The 16,031-nt window shown below is 34.8% G+C and carries 18 protein-coding genes; 9 read left to right on the top strand and 9 right to left on the bottom strand.

Annotated elements, in window-relative coordinates:
* The first annotated feature begins 340 nt into the window (after positions 1-340).
* Positions 341-1,492: a prolipoprotein diacylglyceryl transferase gene (locus tag LUA90_RS10010; protein WP_231490847.1), complete on the top strand. Its 1,152-nt coding sequence runs from the start codon at positions 341-343 to the stop codon at positions 1,490-1,492.
* Positions 1,493-1,546: 54 nt separating this feature from the next.
* Positions 1,547-2,338, top strand: coding sequence for an inositol monophosphatase family protein (locus LUA90_RS10005; RefSeq protein WP_231490846.1), 792 nt, complete (start codon positions 1,547-1,549; stop codon positions 2,336-2,338).
* A 148-nt stretch (positions 2,339-2,486) separates the two neighbouring features.
* Here the strand turns inward: LUA90_RS10005 and LUA90_RS10000 are convergent, their stop codons facing one another.
* The 5 genes from LUA90_RS10000 to LUA90_RS09980 all read right to left on the bottom strand — a co-directional run bounded on the left by LUA90_RS10000 (position 2,487) and on the right by LUA90_RS09980 (position 5,441).
* Complete coding sequence (locus LUA90_RS10000) at positions 2,487-3,038, bottom strand: NifU family protein (protein ID WP_231490845.1); 552 nt, start codon at positions 3,036-3,038, stop codon at positions 2,487-2,489.
* Between the two features lie 83 nt (positions 3,039-3,121).
* Positions 3,122-4,468 (bottom strand): adenylosuccinate lyase, encoded by a 1,347-nt coding sequence (gene purB, locus LUA90_RS09995; protein ID WP_231490844.1) that lies wholly within the window; start codon positions 4,466-4,468, stop codon positions 3,122-3,124.
* Between the two features lie 134 nt (positions 4,469-4,602).
* Positions 4,603-4,818, bottom strand: a complete 216-nt coding sequence (locus tag LUA90_RS09990) for a hypothetical protein (RefSeq protein ID WP_231459300.1) — start codon at positions 4,816-4,818, stop codon at positions 4,603-4,605.
* A gap of 112 nt (positions 4,819-4,930) precedes the next feature.
* Complete coding sequence (locus LUA90_RS09985) at positions 4,931-5,128, bottom strand: hypothetical protein (RefSeq protein ID WP_231490843.1); 198 nt, start codon at positions 5,126-5,128, stop codon at positions 4,931-4,933.
* A gap of 97 nt (positions 5,129-5,225) precedes the next feature.
* A complete protein-coding gene (locus LUA90_RS09980; protein ID WP_231459300.1) occupies positions 5,226-5,441 on the bottom strand; it encodes a hypothetical protein in 216 nt (71 codons plus the stop codon).
* A 203-nt stretch (positions 5,442-5,644) separates the two neighbouring features.
* Between LUA90_RS09980 and LUA90_RS09975 the strand changes: the two genes are divergently transcribed.
* The 4 genes from LUA90_RS09975 to LUA90_RS09960 all read left to right on the top strand — a co-directional run bounded on the left by LUA90_RS09975 (position 5,645) and on the right by LUA90_RS09960 (position 8,494).
* Entirely contained in the window at positions 5,645-6,211 is a 567-nt protein-coding gene (locus LUA90_RS09975) for an RNA polymerase sigma factor (RefSeq protein WP_231459302.1), read from the top strand.
* An 8-nt stretch (positions 6,212-6,219) separates the two neighbouring features.
* On the top strand, positions 6,220-7,317 hold the full coding sequence (locus tag LUA90_RS09970) for a trypsin-like peptidase domain-containing protein (RefSeq protein WP_231490842.1): 1,098 nt from the start codon (positions 6,220-6,222) through the stop codon (positions 7,315-7,317).
* Positions 7,318-7,472: 155 nt separating this feature from the next.
* The gene (locus LUA90_RS09965; protein ID WP_231490841.1) at positions 7,473-8,108 is read left to right on the top strand and encodes a peroxiredoxin; all 636 of its coding nucleotides are present in this window, start codon (positions 7,473-7,475) and stop codon (positions 8,106-8,108) included.
* A 188-nt stretch (positions 8,109-8,296) separates the two neighbouring features.
* Positions 8,297-8,494, top strand: coding sequence for a cold-shock protein (locus LUA90_RS09960; RefSeq protein ID WP_231459305.1), 198 nt, complete (start codon positions 8,297-8,299; stop codon positions 8,492-8,494).
* Positions 8,495-8,556: 62 nt separating this feature from the next.
* On the opposite strand, the gene LUA90_RS09955 is transcribed toward LUA90_RS09960, so the two are convergent.
* From LUA90_RS09955 to LUA90_RS09940, 4 genes are read right to left on the bottom strand one after another with little or no spacing between them, the layout of a single operon-like run.
* Complete coding sequence (locus tag LUA90_RS09955) at positions 8,557-9,741, bottom strand: class I SAM-dependent methyltransferase (protein ID WP_231490840.1); 1,185 nt, start codon at positions 9,739-9,741, stop codon at positions 8,557-8,559.
* Positions 9,742-9,744: 3 nt separating this feature from the next.
* Entirely contained in the window at positions 9,745-11,013 is a 1,269-nt protein-coding gene (locus tag LUA90_RS09950) for an aspartate kinase (protein ID WP_231490839.1), read from the bottom strand.
* Between the two features lie 3 nt (positions 11,014-11,016).
* A complete protein-coding gene (locus LUA90_RS09945) occupies positions 11,017-11,484 on the bottom strand; it encodes a GNAT family N-acetyltransferase (RefSeq protein WP_231459308.1) in 468 nt (155 codons plus the stop codon).
* Positions 11,485-11,486: 2 nt separating this feature from the next.
* A complete protein-coding gene (locus LUA90_RS09940; RefSeq protein WP_231490838.1) occupies positions 11,487-12,188 on the bottom strand; it encodes a YggS family pyridoxal phosphate-dependent enzyme in 702 nt (233 codons plus the stop codon).
* A gap of 69 nt (positions 12,189-12,257) precedes the next feature.
* Here LUA90_RS09940 and LUA90_RS09935 point away from each other — a divergent pair, with 69 nt between their 5' ends.
* The 3 genes from LUA90_RS09935 to LUA90_RS09925 all read left to right on the top strand — a co-directional run bounded on the left by LUA90_RS09935 (position 12,258) and on the right by LUA90_RS09925 (position 16,019).
* Entirely contained in the window at positions 12,258-12,638 is a 381-nt protein-coding gene (locus LUA90_RS09935; protein ID WP_231490837.1) for a DUF4296 domain-containing protein, read from the top strand.
* A 2-nt stretch (positions 12,639-12,640) separates the two neighbouring features.
* Positions 12,641-15,019: an endonuclease MutS2 gene (locus tag LUA90_RS09930; protein ID WP_231490836.1), complete on the top strand. Its 2,379-nt coding sequence runs from the start codon at positions 12,641-12,643 to the stop codon at positions 15,017-15,019.
* A gap of 301 nt (positions 15,020-15,320) precedes the next feature.
* Complete coding sequence (locus LUA90_RS09925) at positions 15,321-16,019, top strand: CoA transferase subunit A (protein WP_231490835.1); 699 nt, start codon at positions 15,321-15,323, stop codon at positions 16,017-16,019.
* Positions 16,020-16,031: the final 12 nt, after the last annotated feature.

Genomic DNA, 16,031 nt, shown 5'->3' with positions numbered 1-16,031 from the left:
GCTACAAAGATTAACGGAACGCTGGGTTTTAAACTTCCTAAGTTTGGTTGTAGCCAAAATGGATATCGCTGCTATCCCGTTTATTTAACGCTGGTTTATGCCAATCACTTCGGCCTGCTCCATGCAATTTGCCATAGAAAACTGCAGAAGTAAATTAAACCTGATCGAAGCAGAAATCCTTTTTTATTTTTCATAAAAAAGATTGGAGCGTAGCGCAGGACTATCGTAACCCATGATAACAGAAACCTGCTTTTCAAATTAAAATTTTAGCATTTACAGCTTTAATGTTTCAGCTTTAGTCTTTCATCTTTCTTTCCTATCTTCGCAACAAATTATTTGTATGTTTCCTACCGTTTCACACTTTTTAGAATATCTTTTAGGCATAAATCTGCCGTTACCGTTTAATACTTTTGGTGTTTTTGTGGCGCTGGCTTTTGTTGCAGGTTATTGGGCTTTTACGCAGGAATTAAAGCGCAAAGAAGCGTTAGGGATTTTACATCCGATAAGAAAAACGATTATAATTGGTGAGCCGGCAACAACCACAGATTTAATAATGAATGGCTTGTTCGGTTTCATTATTGGCTATAAATTATTGTACGCTTTACTTAATTACAGCCTGTTTGTAAGCGATGCGCAATCTATCTTAATGTCGATCAAAGGAAATATTTTCGGAGGCTTGTTTTTAGGCGTTTTGTTTGCCTATTGGGATTATAAAGAAAAAGAAAAGCATAAACTTGCTAATCCGAAAGAAACGGTTGTAACGATTCGTCCGTATCAGTTAATGAGCAATTTAATTGTTTGGGCTGCTGTTTGGGGATTTTTAGGTGCAAAGTTCTTTGATAATTTAGAATATTGGGATGATTTTGTGAAAAATCCAATCGAAAGGTTATTATCCTTTAGCGGTTTAACTTTTTACGGTGGATTAATTTGCGGTGGCGCTGCAGTTTTGTACATCGCCAAAAAGAATGGTATAAAACCTTTGCACATGCTTGATGTTGGCGGACCGGGTATGATGTTGGCTTATGCTGTAGGCAGGATTGGTTGTCATTTATCTGGCGATGGGGATTGGGGTATTGTTAATCCAGATCCAAAGCCATTTTCATGGTTGCCAGATTGGTTATGGTCCTATAAATATCCTAACAATGTTGTAGGCGAAGGTATACCGATACCTGGCTGTGGACCGGGTAAATTTTGTAATGAGCTTGCTCAGGGTGTTTACCCAACACCAATTTACGAGGTTATTATATGTTTAATTTTGTTTGCTTTTTTATGGAGCATTAGGGATAAAATAAAAGCGCCGGGTTTAATGTTTGGTATTTACATGATTTTAAACGGTGTTGAGCGTTTTATGATAGAGTTAATCCGCGTTAACTCTAAATATAATGTATTTGGTTTGCGCTTTACACAAGCCGAAATGATTTCTACTTTCTTAGTTGTTGGCGGAATCGCTTTATGTATTTATTCATTAAGAAATAAAAACAAGCTTGCCTAAAATGCTTTATTTCATTTAAAACCAACAACATTTAAAATTGCTTGTTAAATCATTATGAATTACGAATTACTATGCAATAAAGTGATATCAATTGCTAGGCTTACGGGAAATTTTATCCGTAAAGAAGCCATGCAATTTGATTCGCAAATGATTGAATATAAGGGTTTAAACGACATGGTTTCTTATGTTGATAAAGCCGCTGAACAGAAGCTTGTTCAAAATCTGGAAAAACTTATACCAGATGCGGGCTTTTTAACAGAAGAAAAAACCATTAATAGGGAAGGAAAAACTTATAAATGGATTATCGATCCGCTTGATGGTACAACAAACTTTATTCATGGTTTGCCAACTTATGCGGTTAGTGTTGCTTTGTATGAGGATGATAAGGCCGTTTTAGGTGTTGTATATGAATTGAACCGTGGTGAAATGTTTTACTCCTATAAAAATGCAGCCGCATTTATGAATAAGAAGGAGATAAAAGTGTCATCAAATCCCGATTTAAAATCCAGCTTATTGGCAACCGGTTTTCCTTATTATCAGTTTGATAAGCAGCCGCAATATTTAAAGTTATTAGAAGAGATGATGCAGAAAACGCATGGCTTAAGGCGTATGGGTTCTGCCGCTACAGATTTAATTTACGTAGCCTGTGGTCGCTTTGATGCTTTTTTTGAATATAATTTACAACCCTGGGATTTTGCTGCAGGCTGCTTTATTGTTCAGCAGGCCGGTGGTGAGGTTTTTGATTTTGCCGGCGGCGATGATTTTTTCGGTAAAAGAGAAATTTTGGCTACAAATGGAAAAATAACAAATGAGATGTTAGTGGCGATTAAAAAATATTTCGGGTAGATTTTAATACTTAATAATAATTTATTTTTAAAAGATTGCTTCGTGCCTCGCAATGACGAATCTATATTTATTAAGCCCCAAAAAATGAGCACAAACAAAAAAAGCTTATCGGTTGATAAGCTTTTTTTTGTGGATATGATAGAAATCTCTATAGTGCTTCTGAAACTACATCAGTAACTTCCGGAACCATTCTTTGTAGTAAATTCTGGATACCAGATTTTAATGTAATTGTTGAAGAAGGGCAACCACTGCAAGAACCGCGAAGTTCTACCGTTACAACACCTTCATCAAAAGATTTATAAGTAATTGCGCCACCATCTTGTTCTACCGCAGGGCGAACGTAATCGTGCAAAATCTGTTGAATTTTAATTTCAGTTTCAGAACCTTCAAAATTAGGTGCTTCATCAGCCGTAGCTTCTTTTATTTTTAATTCAGATTCTACTGCACCTTTTACAAACTCTTTTAAAATAGCTTCAATATCTGCCCATTCAGCATCGTCAGCCTTTGTTATGGTAACGAAATTACTTGCGAAAAATACACCTGATACAAAGTTGAATTTGAATAACTCTTTTGCAAAAGGAGAATTTTCTGCACTTTCTTTTGTCGCAAAATCTTCACTTCCGTTAATTAACAGCTTATTCACCATGAATTTCATGGTTGCCGGGTTAGGAGTTTGTTCTGTATATACGTTAATGGTCATGTCTAATCAATTTGATACACAAAATTAGCAATAAAGATTAATAAAGCTTTTTTCTGCTGTCTGTTTAGCGTCAATTTAATCGCCTAAAAAACGCCTGTATAATTAAATGGTGTAATGGTTCTTAAAGTTGCTTTAACATCATCAGAAACTGATAATCCTTCAATAAACTGTGCAATGCTTTCTGCATTTATTTTTGAATTTGTTCTGGTTAATTCTTTTAAAGCTTCGTATGGATTTGGATAGTTTTCCCTTCTTAAAACCGTTTGAATGGCTTCGGCAACAACCGCCCAGTTATCTTCCAGGTCGGCGTTTAAGGCAGCTTCATTTAGTAATATCTTATTTAACCCTCTAAGCGTAGCGTTTATAGCAATTAAAGTGTGCCCAAACGGAACGCCTACATTTCTTAGAACGGTAGAGTCTGTTAAATCTCTTTGTAAGCGAGAGATTGGAAGTTTAGCTGCAAAGAATTCAAATAAAGCGTTTGCAATTCCAGCATTTCCTTCTGCATTTTCAAAATCAATCGGGTTAACTTTATGCGGCATAGCCGATGAACCAATTTCACCTGCTTTAATCCTTTGCTTAAAGTAGTTTTTGGAGATGTAAGTCCAGATGTCTCTATCTAAATCGATGATGATGTTGTTTATTCTTTTTAAAGCATCACATTGTGCGGCAAATTGGTCGTAATGCTCAATTTGGGTTGTGTGTTGTGCTCTAGTTAAACCCAAAGTATCGTTAACAAATTTATTCGAAAAATCTACCCATTTTACCTGTGGATAAGCAATATGGTGTGCATTGAAATTTCCGGTTGCACCACCAAATTTTGCGCTATTTGGAATTGCTTTTAGTGCTCCAAGCTGGATGTTTAATCGCTCTGCAAAAACTAAAAATTCTTTACCCAGTTTAGTTGGAGATGCGGGCTGTCCGTGTGTATGTGCAAGCATCGGGATGTCTTTCCATTCAGAAGAAAGTTCTTCTATTTTTTGAATCAGGGATTTTATAGCCGGATAATAGCTATCGTTTAAGGCTAACTTGATGGAGAATGGGATTGCTGTGTTGTTTATATCCTGAGAGGTTAAGCCAAAATGTATAAACTCTTTGTAGTCTTGTAATGATAAATTGTCGAATTTACTTTTGATAAAATACTCAACAGCTTTAACATCATGATTGGTAACTTTTTCTGTTTCTTTAATTTCTAAAGCATCAGCCTCTGAAAAATTTTCGTGGATTTTTCTAAGTTGGGGATAAAGGGACTTTTCAAATTTTTCTAAACCGGGAAGGTTTATTTCGCATAATGCAATGAAATATTCAATTTCTACGAAAACACGGTATTTAATGAGCGCTTCTTCTGAAAAATAAGCGGCTAAATTTTCTGTAGTTTTTCTATAACGACCATCAACTGGTGAGATTGCTTGTAGCGAGGTTAAATTCATTATGCGGAATATATTTAAGCCGCAAATTTACTACAATTGATGGATTTTGAGGAGTTTTGTTTACTAAGAATATTGCTATAAAAACAAAAAAGGCCTTGAAATTAATCAAAGCCTTTAAATATTGTAAATATTGACTAGTGAGCTTTAGCAGCAGAGTCAACTTTAGCAGCAGCAGAATCAACTTTAGCAGCAGCAGAATCGATAGTTGCAGCAGCAGAATCAGCAGTTGCAGAAACTGAAGTATCAGCAGCAGTTGAATCAGCACCTTCAGCTTTTTTCTCTGAGTTACAAGCTACAACTGATAAAGATAAAGCTAAAGCTAAAAAGCCTAATTTGAATGCATTTTTCATTTTTGGATTTGTTTTAAGGTTTATATAAACGTTTTAATTACCAGTTAATACCTGAATATTTAAAAGGTAACCCAAAAAATTTATTTTTTTTTAAAATATTTTTCTTCTGGCGCTACAATGGCTTTTTGGTAGAGTCTATAGCAACAGTATCAACAGTATTTGTATCAACTGATGTTGTTACAGGTGGCGCAATTGTAGAAGAATCAACCAATGTTGTATCAATTTCATCAGATTTCTTTTCTGAGCCACAAGCAACAACCGTTAAAGAAATAACTAAAGCTAAAAAGCCAAATTTATATGTGTTTTTCATTTTAGGATAAAATTTTGGTTAAAATAAAAAGGGGTTGAATGAAAAAAGGCTTTCGAGAAAACTCAAAAGCCTTTTATTCTTGTCTTTTAAATATTGACTAGTGAGCTTTAGCAGCAGAATCAACTTTAGCAGCAGCTGAATCAACTTTAGCAGCAGCAGAATCGATAGTTGCAGCAGCAGAATCAGCAGTTGCAGAAACTGAAGTATCAGCAGCAGTTGAATCAGCACCTTCAGCTTTTTTCTCTGAGTTACAAGCTACAACTGATAAAGATAAAGCTAAAGCTAAAAAGCCTAATTTGAATGCATTTTTCATTTTGAAATTTTTTTAAGTATTAATTAATTTACTGTTAATGCCGCAAAGGTAAAAAGGTAACCCGATTATTTTAAAAAAAGTGAAATTATTTTTTTTGGTGTGGGTTACCGTTCAATTGTGGATAGTATTAATAACTATAGGTAGCGATAGATATTTTTTTTATCTAATATTGGGTTACTATTTATAGAAAAAAGTATTAACTAGTGAATAACGGTTTAAAGAGTTCAGTTCCAACAGATAGAGAGGTTATTTTAGGTATTCTAAATAACTCAGAAGATGCCCTTAACAAGTTATATAAAGCATATTATGCAATGGTTTTGCAGTTTATACTTAATAACAATGGGGATGAAGATGATGCGAAAGATGTTTATCAGGAAGCCATAATTGTTTTATACAATAAGATAAAACAAGGAGATTTTGAGCTAAGCAGTAAACTTAAAACATATATTTATTCGGTATGCCGGCGTATTTGGCTTAAGAAATTAGCGCAAAATAGCAAGAAGGCAGGTAATATAACCGATTATGAGGATGTGTTTGCGGTAGAGGAGGATGTAGAGCAACATGAAGAGAAGGATGCTGCTTTTGTTAAAATGCAATCTGCTTTGGGCCATTTAGGCGAACCTTGTAAAACCATTATTCAGGATTTTTACATCCACAATTTATCCATGCAGGATATTTGCGAAAAGTTTGGTTATACCAATACAGACAATGCAAAAACACAGAAATATAAGTGCTTGCAAAGGTTAAAGAAAATATTTTTTCAACATTAGTAACAGAGATGAGAAACGATTTAGAGTTAGATGCAATTATTGAAGATTATCTATTAGGTAAACTTAGTGCACAGGAGGTTGAAGCTTTTGAGCAACTGCGCCGCAATGATGCAAGTGTTGATCATAAAGTGGTTTCGCATAAAGTATTCTTACATACTATGGAAGAATATGCGCAACAATTGTTGTTAAAAGAGCAGTTAGATAAAATTCATGCAGAAATTGATGTGGAAACTCTTGCCGCATCAGTTAGGCCTCATCCATCTCGCGTAATTCAATTGTGGCGTAAACACAGATCTGCAATTGCTGTTGCGGCTTCTTTCCTAGTATTATCATTTGTTTCGATATATTCTATTCAACATAATAGCCAACAGGCTGATAAATATGTTCAGTTAAGCAAACAAGTTACTAACGCGGTAAAAACGCAAAATAACTTAATCCGCAAAATTAGCAGCACTGCTGTTACGGCTAGTAAATTGCCTGCTAATCCTGGAAACTTCGGCGGAACAGGTTTTGCGGTTTCTACCAATGGTTATATCGCTACTAATTTGCATGTGATTACAGGTGCTGATTCGGTTTACATTCAAAATAACCAGGGAGAATCTTTTAAAGTGAAGGTTATCCTTAAAGACCCAGAATATGATATCGCAATTTTGAAAATCGATGATAAGAATTTCAAAAACTTATCTGCTTTGCCTTATACTATTAAAAGAAACAGCACGGGTGTTGGAGAAAATGTTTATACCTGGGGTTATCCAAAAGACGATGCCGTGCTTGGCGAAGGTTACGTAAGTTCTAAAAGCGGTTTTGTTGGCGATACAACTCAATATCAGGTGGCTATTCCTTTAAACCCGGGCAACAGTGGTGGTCCTTTGCTTGATAATAATGGTAACCTTGTTGGTATTATCAGTGGTAAAGAAACTTCGGCTGAAGGTGCATCATTTGCAATTAAATCAAAATATATTTTAGATGCCATGCGGGCGATTCCTCAAGATTCTTTAGGTAAGAAAATTTCTGCTAACCGTAAAAATGCATTATCAGGATTAAAACGTGCCAAGCAGATAGAAAAACTGCAAGATTATGTTTTCATGATTAAAGTTTATAATTAATTTACCCAAACAAATTAATATGCTTAAAACCTTGTCGGCTAAAACCTTCAAGGTTTTTTTGTTTAACCGCATATTGCTTTTTAATTATATAAAATCTATGTATTTACTATTCTATTGATTAGATTTGTTTATCAACTTTAAAAAAACAGATAATTATGAGCATAAGATTAGGCGATGTCGCACCAAATTTTCAGGCAGAAACATCGATAGGTAAAATAGATTTTTACGAGTATTTAGGTGATGGGTGGGGTGTATTATTTTCGCATCCGGCAGATTATACACCGGTTTGTACTACAGAACTTGGACGTACGGCAGCTTTAAAAGGTGAATTTGAAAAACGTAATGTAAAGGTTTTAGCCATAAGCGTTGATACTACAGAATCACATAAAGGGTGGATTAGCGACATAAATGAAACACAAAATACTTCAGTTGACTTTCCTATTATTGCCGATCCGGATAAAGTTGTAGCGAATTTATACGATATGATTCACCCTAATGCCTCCGAAACATTAACCGTTCGCTCTTTATTCGTGATTGGGTCTGATAAAAAGGTAAAACTTATCATCACTTATCCGGCTTCGACAGGTAGAAACTTCAATGAGGTTTTAAGAGTGATAGATTCTTTGCAGTTAACAGCCAATTACAGTGTGGCAACACCGGCAGACTGGCAAGATGGTGACGATGTTATTGTTGTAAATAGTATCAAAACTGAGGATATACCAGAAAAATTCCCGAAAGGACATAAAATTATCAAACCTTATTTAAGAACTACACCTCAGCCGAACAAATAAGCTATCATTTTTAGGTGTTTAGTAATAATTAATTGCCTTTTTGCGGCTGATTAATTATATTTGATAGTTTTATTTCGGTATTAGCGCATATTCTGATTGTTTTAAGTGATTTTCTTTTCAATTGGTGGTGTAAAAATTAGAAACAAAGCAATAAGGGTTTAATTTCTATATTATTTTTTATTTTTTTTATGGCAACCGGAAAAGTTAAATGGTTTAATACGCAGAAAGGTTTTGGTTTTATTGTTCAAGAAGACAATAAAGATTTATTTGTACATTTTAAGGATGTTTTGGGTGGAATTGAGAGTTTGCAAGAAAACGATCAGGTTGAATTTGAAGTAGCAGAAGGTAGAAAAGGTTTGCAAGCAGTAAACGTTAAAAAGGTTTAACAACATATACTTTTAACATCCCTGTAAAAGTCTTTCATAACAGTGGAAGACTTTTTTTATGGTTAATAATATTGAATTATCTGTGCTGATATTACGATTAATTCATTTCGAACGTTCCTGGTGAAAATTAAAAATCCATTTTTTTCACTCTTTATTTTAAATTTCTTAACCAAGTCTTCTGCTTTCGCAGGATAATTTCTAACGATGACATTACCGCATAAATTTTTAATTTTCTTCAATTCATTACCTTTTATTATTGAAATGATTTTAAAAATTCTACCCGGAAAGGTTGATTCAATCTTTGAAGAAACATATAGTTGAGTTTGTTGGTGCAGTTTTTTTAAACCGTATGTTGAGCCAATAAGGTTAAATGCACCAGATTTTAAAAGCGCTACATCGGGCTCATACAAGTATTCGCCACCATTTATGTGCTCAGCATAAAGTGCCTCAACATTCATTTCTGCTAAAGAAAAATTGAATTTCTTTTCAGTATCGTTTAAGGTAACTGCAATAATTTTTGCTGCTCCTGAAACAGCTTTATCTATAACCCACACCAATTCTTTGCATTCATTTTTTACGCTTACAATATGGATTTCAGACACGTATCTTAATTCAGCTAAGCCAGCAGCTATATCTAATAAGGGAGCAGTTTTTATTAATAGTGTATTTGTTTTGGTTAAGATTTTATCAAGGTTACTAACTACATCAGGCGTACAATCTTTTAATAAAAATACCTTTCCTTTTTCTGCTCTTCTCGCCGGATCGATGTAAGCAGTATCGAATATATTTTTTGAATTCTCGAGGTATTCCAGTCCGTCTACAGCTTTGAAAATGATATTCTTTGTTTTTAGCTGCACTGCATTATGTTTTGCAATAGAAGATAAATCTTCGTTGATTTCGCAATGTGTTATCTCAGAAACATATTTTGAGAAATAATAAGCATCTACACCAAAACCGGCGGTAAGGTCGATAAGTCTTTTGCCTTTAGCCAACCTAGATTTGTATTTTGCAGTAATTTCTGATGAAGTTTGCTCGATAGATAGGGAAGAAGGGTAATAAATTTTTTCGGTGTGGTACCAGGAAGGTAATTTCCTCTCTGCTTTTTTTTTGGCTACAATCTGATTGGCAAGTTCTGCAGCAGAAATGTTTTTAAAAGGAGATTTAGATAATGCAATTTTATTTACATCATTGTTTAAGTTTAAATTGATATACTCTTGTACAGCATTATCTAAAATCTCAATATTCATTCTTTACAAAGCCTTATTTTTCATCACCATTTGGCAAGTATGTCTGCTTTTTACCTCTAACAAAATATCTTTATTTATGGTTACTCTTTCAATGGTTTGCTGGTTATAGTATCTAATGGTTACCAGTTCTAGCTCTTTGTTGTATTTTACATTAAATTGCGTTGATAACTCTTTAATCAGCTTAGTGATTTTCTCTTCATTATCATCTACACTAACCGAAAAACTAATTGCAGAATTTAGCATGGTGTTAATCTTCACTCTGTGTTTATGAAATAAATCGAATATATTACTAAGGTTTTCTTCGATGATAAATGAATAGTCTTTCGGGAAGATAGAAATCAGTGCCTGATTTACTTTAAATATAAATGAAGGAACAGGTAATGGATTATTATCTTTTGTGATTGCCGTTCCATTGCCTTCTGGTGTAATAAACGAGCGTACAAAAAGCGGAATTCCCTTATTTTGTAGTGGTTTTATGGTTTTAGGATGAATTACTGTTGCTCCGTAATACGTAAGTTCAATCGCATCGTGGTAAGATAGCTGGTCGATTTTTTCCGTTTCATCAAACCATTTTGGGTCTGCATTTAAAACTCCTGGCACATCTTTCCAAATGGTAAGTGCCGCGGCATTTAGGCAAGAAGCAAAAATTGCAGCCGAATAATCAGAACCTTCTCTACCCAGCGTTGTGGTGTAATTTTCACTTGTACCACCAATAAAACCTTGTGTTACAATGATATTATTGGCAATTAGAGGCTTTAAATCTTTATCGATTATTGAATTTGTTTTAGCCCAATCTACCCTTCCTTCTCGGTATGTGTTATCGGTTTTAATGTAATTTCTGGCGTCAGTCCAAAGTGCCTTATTTCCGGTTTCGTTTAACCAGGCTGCAACAATTTTTGTTGAAACCACCTCGCCGATTGATACGATTTGATCGTAAATATAATCCGGATCGTTATCGGGTTCATCTTCTAATAACCAATCAATTTCTACAAAAGTATTTGCTACATCATCATAAACCGGATTGTGTTTTCCTTCGAATAAAGCTTCAATAATCTCAAAATGGAAATGTTTAACCTCATCAAAAATTGAATGAGCGTTTTCACTCTGATTCAAATATGCTGTATTAAGTTCTTCTAATTTGTTAGTGATTTTGCCCATTGCAGAAACTACAATCAATAATTCACCCTTTTTATAATCGCGAACAATACCTGCTAAATTCTTAACACCTTCTGCATCTTTTACAGATGCACCACCGAATTTAAAAATATCCATGGATTATAAATTTTTAAGCTGGTCTTCAGATAGGGCTACGTTTAACCAGCCAGCTTCGTAATTTGCAGCGTACTTATTGTAAAAATTAATGGCGGGTTCGTTCCAATCTAATACTTGCCAAACCATACCGCTATAATTACCATTTTTAGCCTGGTTAATAACGGCCTCAAAGAGGATTTTTCCAATTCCTTTACCTCTAAAGCTTTCTGTTACAATAAAATCTTCTAAATATAATCTGCAACCTTTCCAGGTAGAATAACGGGTGTAATACAGCGCAAAACCTACAATAATGCCATCAACTTCGGCAACAAAGGCTTTCCAAACCGGGTTTTTACCAAAACCTGCATCTATAAAATGATCCAATTTTACGGTTACCTCTTCAGGCGCCTTTTCATAAACAGCAAGCTCGTTTATTAACTCAAGGAGCCTAATACAATCATCTGCAACTGCAACTCTAATGTTTACTTCCATATTTAATTTTCTGATGGATTGGCTTTAAAATGTTTTATAATTCTTTTGCCAAAAATGCCGCTTCCTATTCTTACCATGGTACTGCCTTCTTCGATGGCTATTTTATAATCGGCACTCATTCCTGTCGATATTTCTTTAAAGTAAGCATCATCTTTAAAAAAGCTGTGTTTAATGCCATCAAAAAGCACTTTTAGCTCATTAAATTCGATGGTAATTTGTTTTTCGTTCTTTGTATTGGTTGCTATAGCCATTAATCCGGTAATGCGTACGTTTTCTAATTTAGAAAATTCCTCCGAACGAAGAATTTCAATAATTTCATCGTAAGCTAAACCAAATTTGGTGTCTTCATCTGCTATGTAAACCTGCAATAAACAATCGATTACCCTTTTGTTTTTCTTTGCTTGTTTATCAATTTCCTGAAGTAATTTTAAACTGTCTACTCCGTGTATGAGTGAAATAAATGGTGCAATATATTTAACCTTATTACTTTGCAAATGCCCAATCATGTGCCATTCGATGTCTTTTGGTAATTCTGCTTCCTTATCTTCAAGCTCCTGAACGTGGTTTTCGCCAAAAATTCTTTGGCCGGCATTATAAGCTTCTAAAATAGCTTCATTAGATTGTGTTTTTGAAACGGCAATCAGCTTCACGTTATCTGTTTCTACCTCTGTTTTATATTTTTTAAGATTATCAGCTATGCTCATTTATACCTATTTTTGTGTAAAATTAACAACCTTGTCGCAATTTTGGCAAAAAATAACAATTAATTAAGCGTGAGAAATTTAATCTACTTTGTATTGGCATCAGCATTTTTATTGGCCTGCAAAGAAAAGAGACCAGAAAATATAACTCCTCCAGAAAAACTGCAGCGTATTTTGTATGATATTCATGTTGTAGATGGCTACATTTCAACAATAGCGAATTCGGATTCATCAAAGAAAGTTGCTTCAGCTTATTACAAGGGTATTTTTAAAAGGTACGGAACTGATTCTGCAAAACATGCTCAGAGTATGGCTTATTATTATGCACACCCAACAGAGTTGGCTGAGGTTTATAAAGTAATCTCCAATAAATTGGAGCGACAAAAGAAAGTAATGGAAAAGGCCGATTCTACCAAAAAAGCAAAATTGGGTATAGGATTGGAAGTGAAATAAGTATGTTATATCCCGAAAATTGTTTAGAGCGCTTAGGCTTTTTAGAAGTTAAGCAATTAATTAGCAGGCATTGCTTGAGTATCATGGGGCAAACTATGGTATCGAAAATGCAGGTTATGAATCGTTTTGACCAGATTGATAAATTTTTGCGTCAAACGAATGAGTTTAAAAGTATTATCCAAAACCAGGAGCCACTTCAAATTAATACCTTTTTTGATATCAAATCTTTAATTGAAAAAATTAGAGTTGAAGGTACTTATCTTTTAGAAGAGGAGTGGTTTCAGATTTATACCTCGTTGCAAACTGTTTTTTCTGTTTTAAGGTTTTTTGAAGAAAGAGCAGAAGTTTATCCAACACTCGAAGCCTTGTTTGAACACCTGCCAATTGAGAAAAATATACTTCGTAAAATTGAGCAGGTGATTGATGCGAAAGGAAAAATCAAGCCAAATGCTTCAAAAGAATTGCAGGATATTACTGCATCCATCGCCAAAGCAGAGCAAGATGTAAGAAAAAGAATGGATTCCATTTACAAGCAGGCAATTGCAAACAATTGGGTTGCAGATGGAAGTTTAACCATTAGAGATGGGCGGATGTGTATCCCTGTTCTTGCAGAAAATAAGCGCAAGCTGAAAGGTTTTGTGCACGATGAATCGGCCACCGGGCAAACCGTTTACATAGAGCCTGAAGAAGTTTTTGCTTTAAATAATAAGTTAAGAGATTTAGAATTTGATAAGCGTAGAGAAATAATCAAAATTTTAGTTGCCTTAACGGATGAATTGCGTCCGTATTCTCCTTTGCTATTATCGTATCACGGGTTTTTAACGAAGTTAGACTTTGTTAGAGCAAAAGCATTATTCGCCATAGAAATTGAGGCAGAAATGCCGGGTTTATTAAAAGAGCCAAAGGCGAAGCTTATCAATGCCAGACATCCTTTATTGCTTTTATCCTTTGCAGTTGATAAAAAAACGGTAACACCATTAAATATTCATATTGATACTGAAACCCGAATTGTGTTGGTTTCAGGACCGAATGCTGGTGGTAAATCTGTGTGTATGAAAACGGTGGGTTTGCTGCAGATTATGTTGCAAAGCGGTTTGTTAATCCCAGTGGATGCAAATAGCGAGGTTGGTATTTTCGATAATATTTTTGCAGATATTGGTGATGATCAATCTATTGAAAGTGACTTAAGTACATACAGCGCCCATTTAACCAAGATGCGTTATTTTGTAGAACACGCATCGCCAAAAACGATGGTTTTAATTGATGAGTTTGGAACCGGAACCGACCCGCAATTTGGCGGGCCGATGGCAGAAGCCGTTTTAGAAGTTTTAAATAACAAAAAAGTTAGAGGTGTTATTACCACGCACTACTCAAATTTGAAGCTATTTGCAGGCAATACAAATGGTTTAGAAAATGCTTCAATGCTTTTCGATAACTCAAAAATGAAGCCTTTGTATATTCTTGAAATGGGTAAACCGGGAAGTTCTTATGCTTTTGAGATTGCTCAAAATATTGGCTTACCGAAAGATGTAATCCAACTGGCGAGAGAAAAAACAGGCTCTAACCAAAACCGGATTGATACGATGCTGGTTGATTTGGAACGTGAAAAGAAAACCATTTACGATGCAAAAGTTAGTCTGGCTAATCAACAAAATAAAGCCAAAAATCTTGTCGCAGAAAACGAAAAGCTAAAGGCTTTTTTAGATGAAAACCGAAGAGTTTTGATTAAAGAAGCCAAGCAAGAGGCGCAAAACATCATCAAAAATGCAAATAAACTTGTTGAAAATACCATTGCTGAAATAAAAGAAAAGCAGGCAGATAAAGTTGCAACCAAAGAATTAAGGCAGAATTTGCAAAAGGAATTGGTAAAAAATGAAGTTAAAGTTGAAAAACCTAAACCTCAGCCTGTGGTGCTAGGCGGCGAGATCGAAATAGGAGATTACGTAAAATTTAATGATAGCGAAACCACCGGCCTTGTTTTAGAGATTAACAGAAACGATTTGGTTTTGGCTATAGGCGATTTACGATCCAATGTTAAAAAGAGCAGGGTTCAGAAAATTAGCAACCGCGAAGCTAAAAAAGCAGTTCAAAGTTCAGGTAATTCTTTTGCCGGCAGAATGAACGATGCCGTTTCTGGTTTTAGAGCAGAATTAGATTTAAGAGGTAAGCGAACTGAAGATGCCCTATTTGAAGTTGAAAAATATTTAGATAAAGCATTAATGCTTGGTTTCCCATCTATTAAACTTATTCATGGAAAAGGTGATGGGATTTTAAGGAAAATGATTCGTGAATATTTACGTAAATATAGCCAGGTTGATAGGATGGAAGATGAACACGCAGATAGAGGTGGAGATGGAATAACCTATGTGTATTTAAATTAAGAATATTAAAGCTTTATTTTTTCTTGTTGCCTGGGCACTTTTTACAGCGTTTGCCTTTCTTAAATTTTTCGCAGCACTTTTTATGGTCTGCCATGCAGCTAAAAATAAAGCCAATGCCCTTTTGAATTTCAGGATCTGTTGGAATAAATGTGATGTCTTCTCGCTCGTAAATCATTGCGCTACAAAAATAGTTCTTATTTAGATTAATTCCAATTGATTATTCCATTAGGGTGTCTTTATGTCAAAATGTAGATTTAAATTTATGTTTTGTAATTTAGCGACCTAACCAAAAATTCATAAAATGATAAACAAAGTTGTATCAGGCGCTGAAGAAGCAATCCGGGATATATCTGACGGTTCTACAATAATGCTTGGCGGATTTGGCCTTTGTGGTATTCCGGAGAATTGTATTAATGCATTAGTTAGCAAAAAAGTTAGTGATTTAACCTGTATTTCTAATAACGCTGGGGTAGATGATTTCGGAATTGGCTTGATGTTAAAGCAGCGTCAGGTAAAAAAAATGATTTCTTCATACGTTGGTGAAAATGCTGAATTTGAAAGACAACTTTTAAGCGGTGAACTTGAAGTAGAACTCATCCCTCAAGGAACGCTTGCAACACGTTGTTTAGCGGCTGGTTATGGTATGCCTGCCATTTTTACACCTGCAGGTGTGGGTACTGAAGTAGCTGAAGGTAAGGAAATCAGAAATTTTAATGGAAAAGATTATTTAATGGAATTTGCTTTTGATGCAGATTTCGCAATTGTAAAAGCCTGGAAAGGAGACACCGCAGGAAATTTAATTTTCCGTTCTACAAGTAGAAATTTTAATCCGGTTATGGCAATGGCAGGTAAAATTACCATTGCCGAAGTAGAGGAATTGGTTGAAGCCGGAACTTTAGACCCAGATTATATTCATACACCGGGCATTTACGTTCACAGAATTTTTCAGGGAAAAAATTATGAAAAGAGAATTGAACAGAGAACAGTGAGGAAGAGGTAATTTGAATCTTCA

This window comes from Pedobacter sp. Leaf170 (genome assembly GCF_920984665.1).
GTDB lineage: Bacteria > Bacteroidota > Bacteroidia > Sphingobacteriales > Sphingobacteriaceae > Pedobacter.
This window is presented reverse-complemented; position numbering and strand designations above follow the sequence as displayed.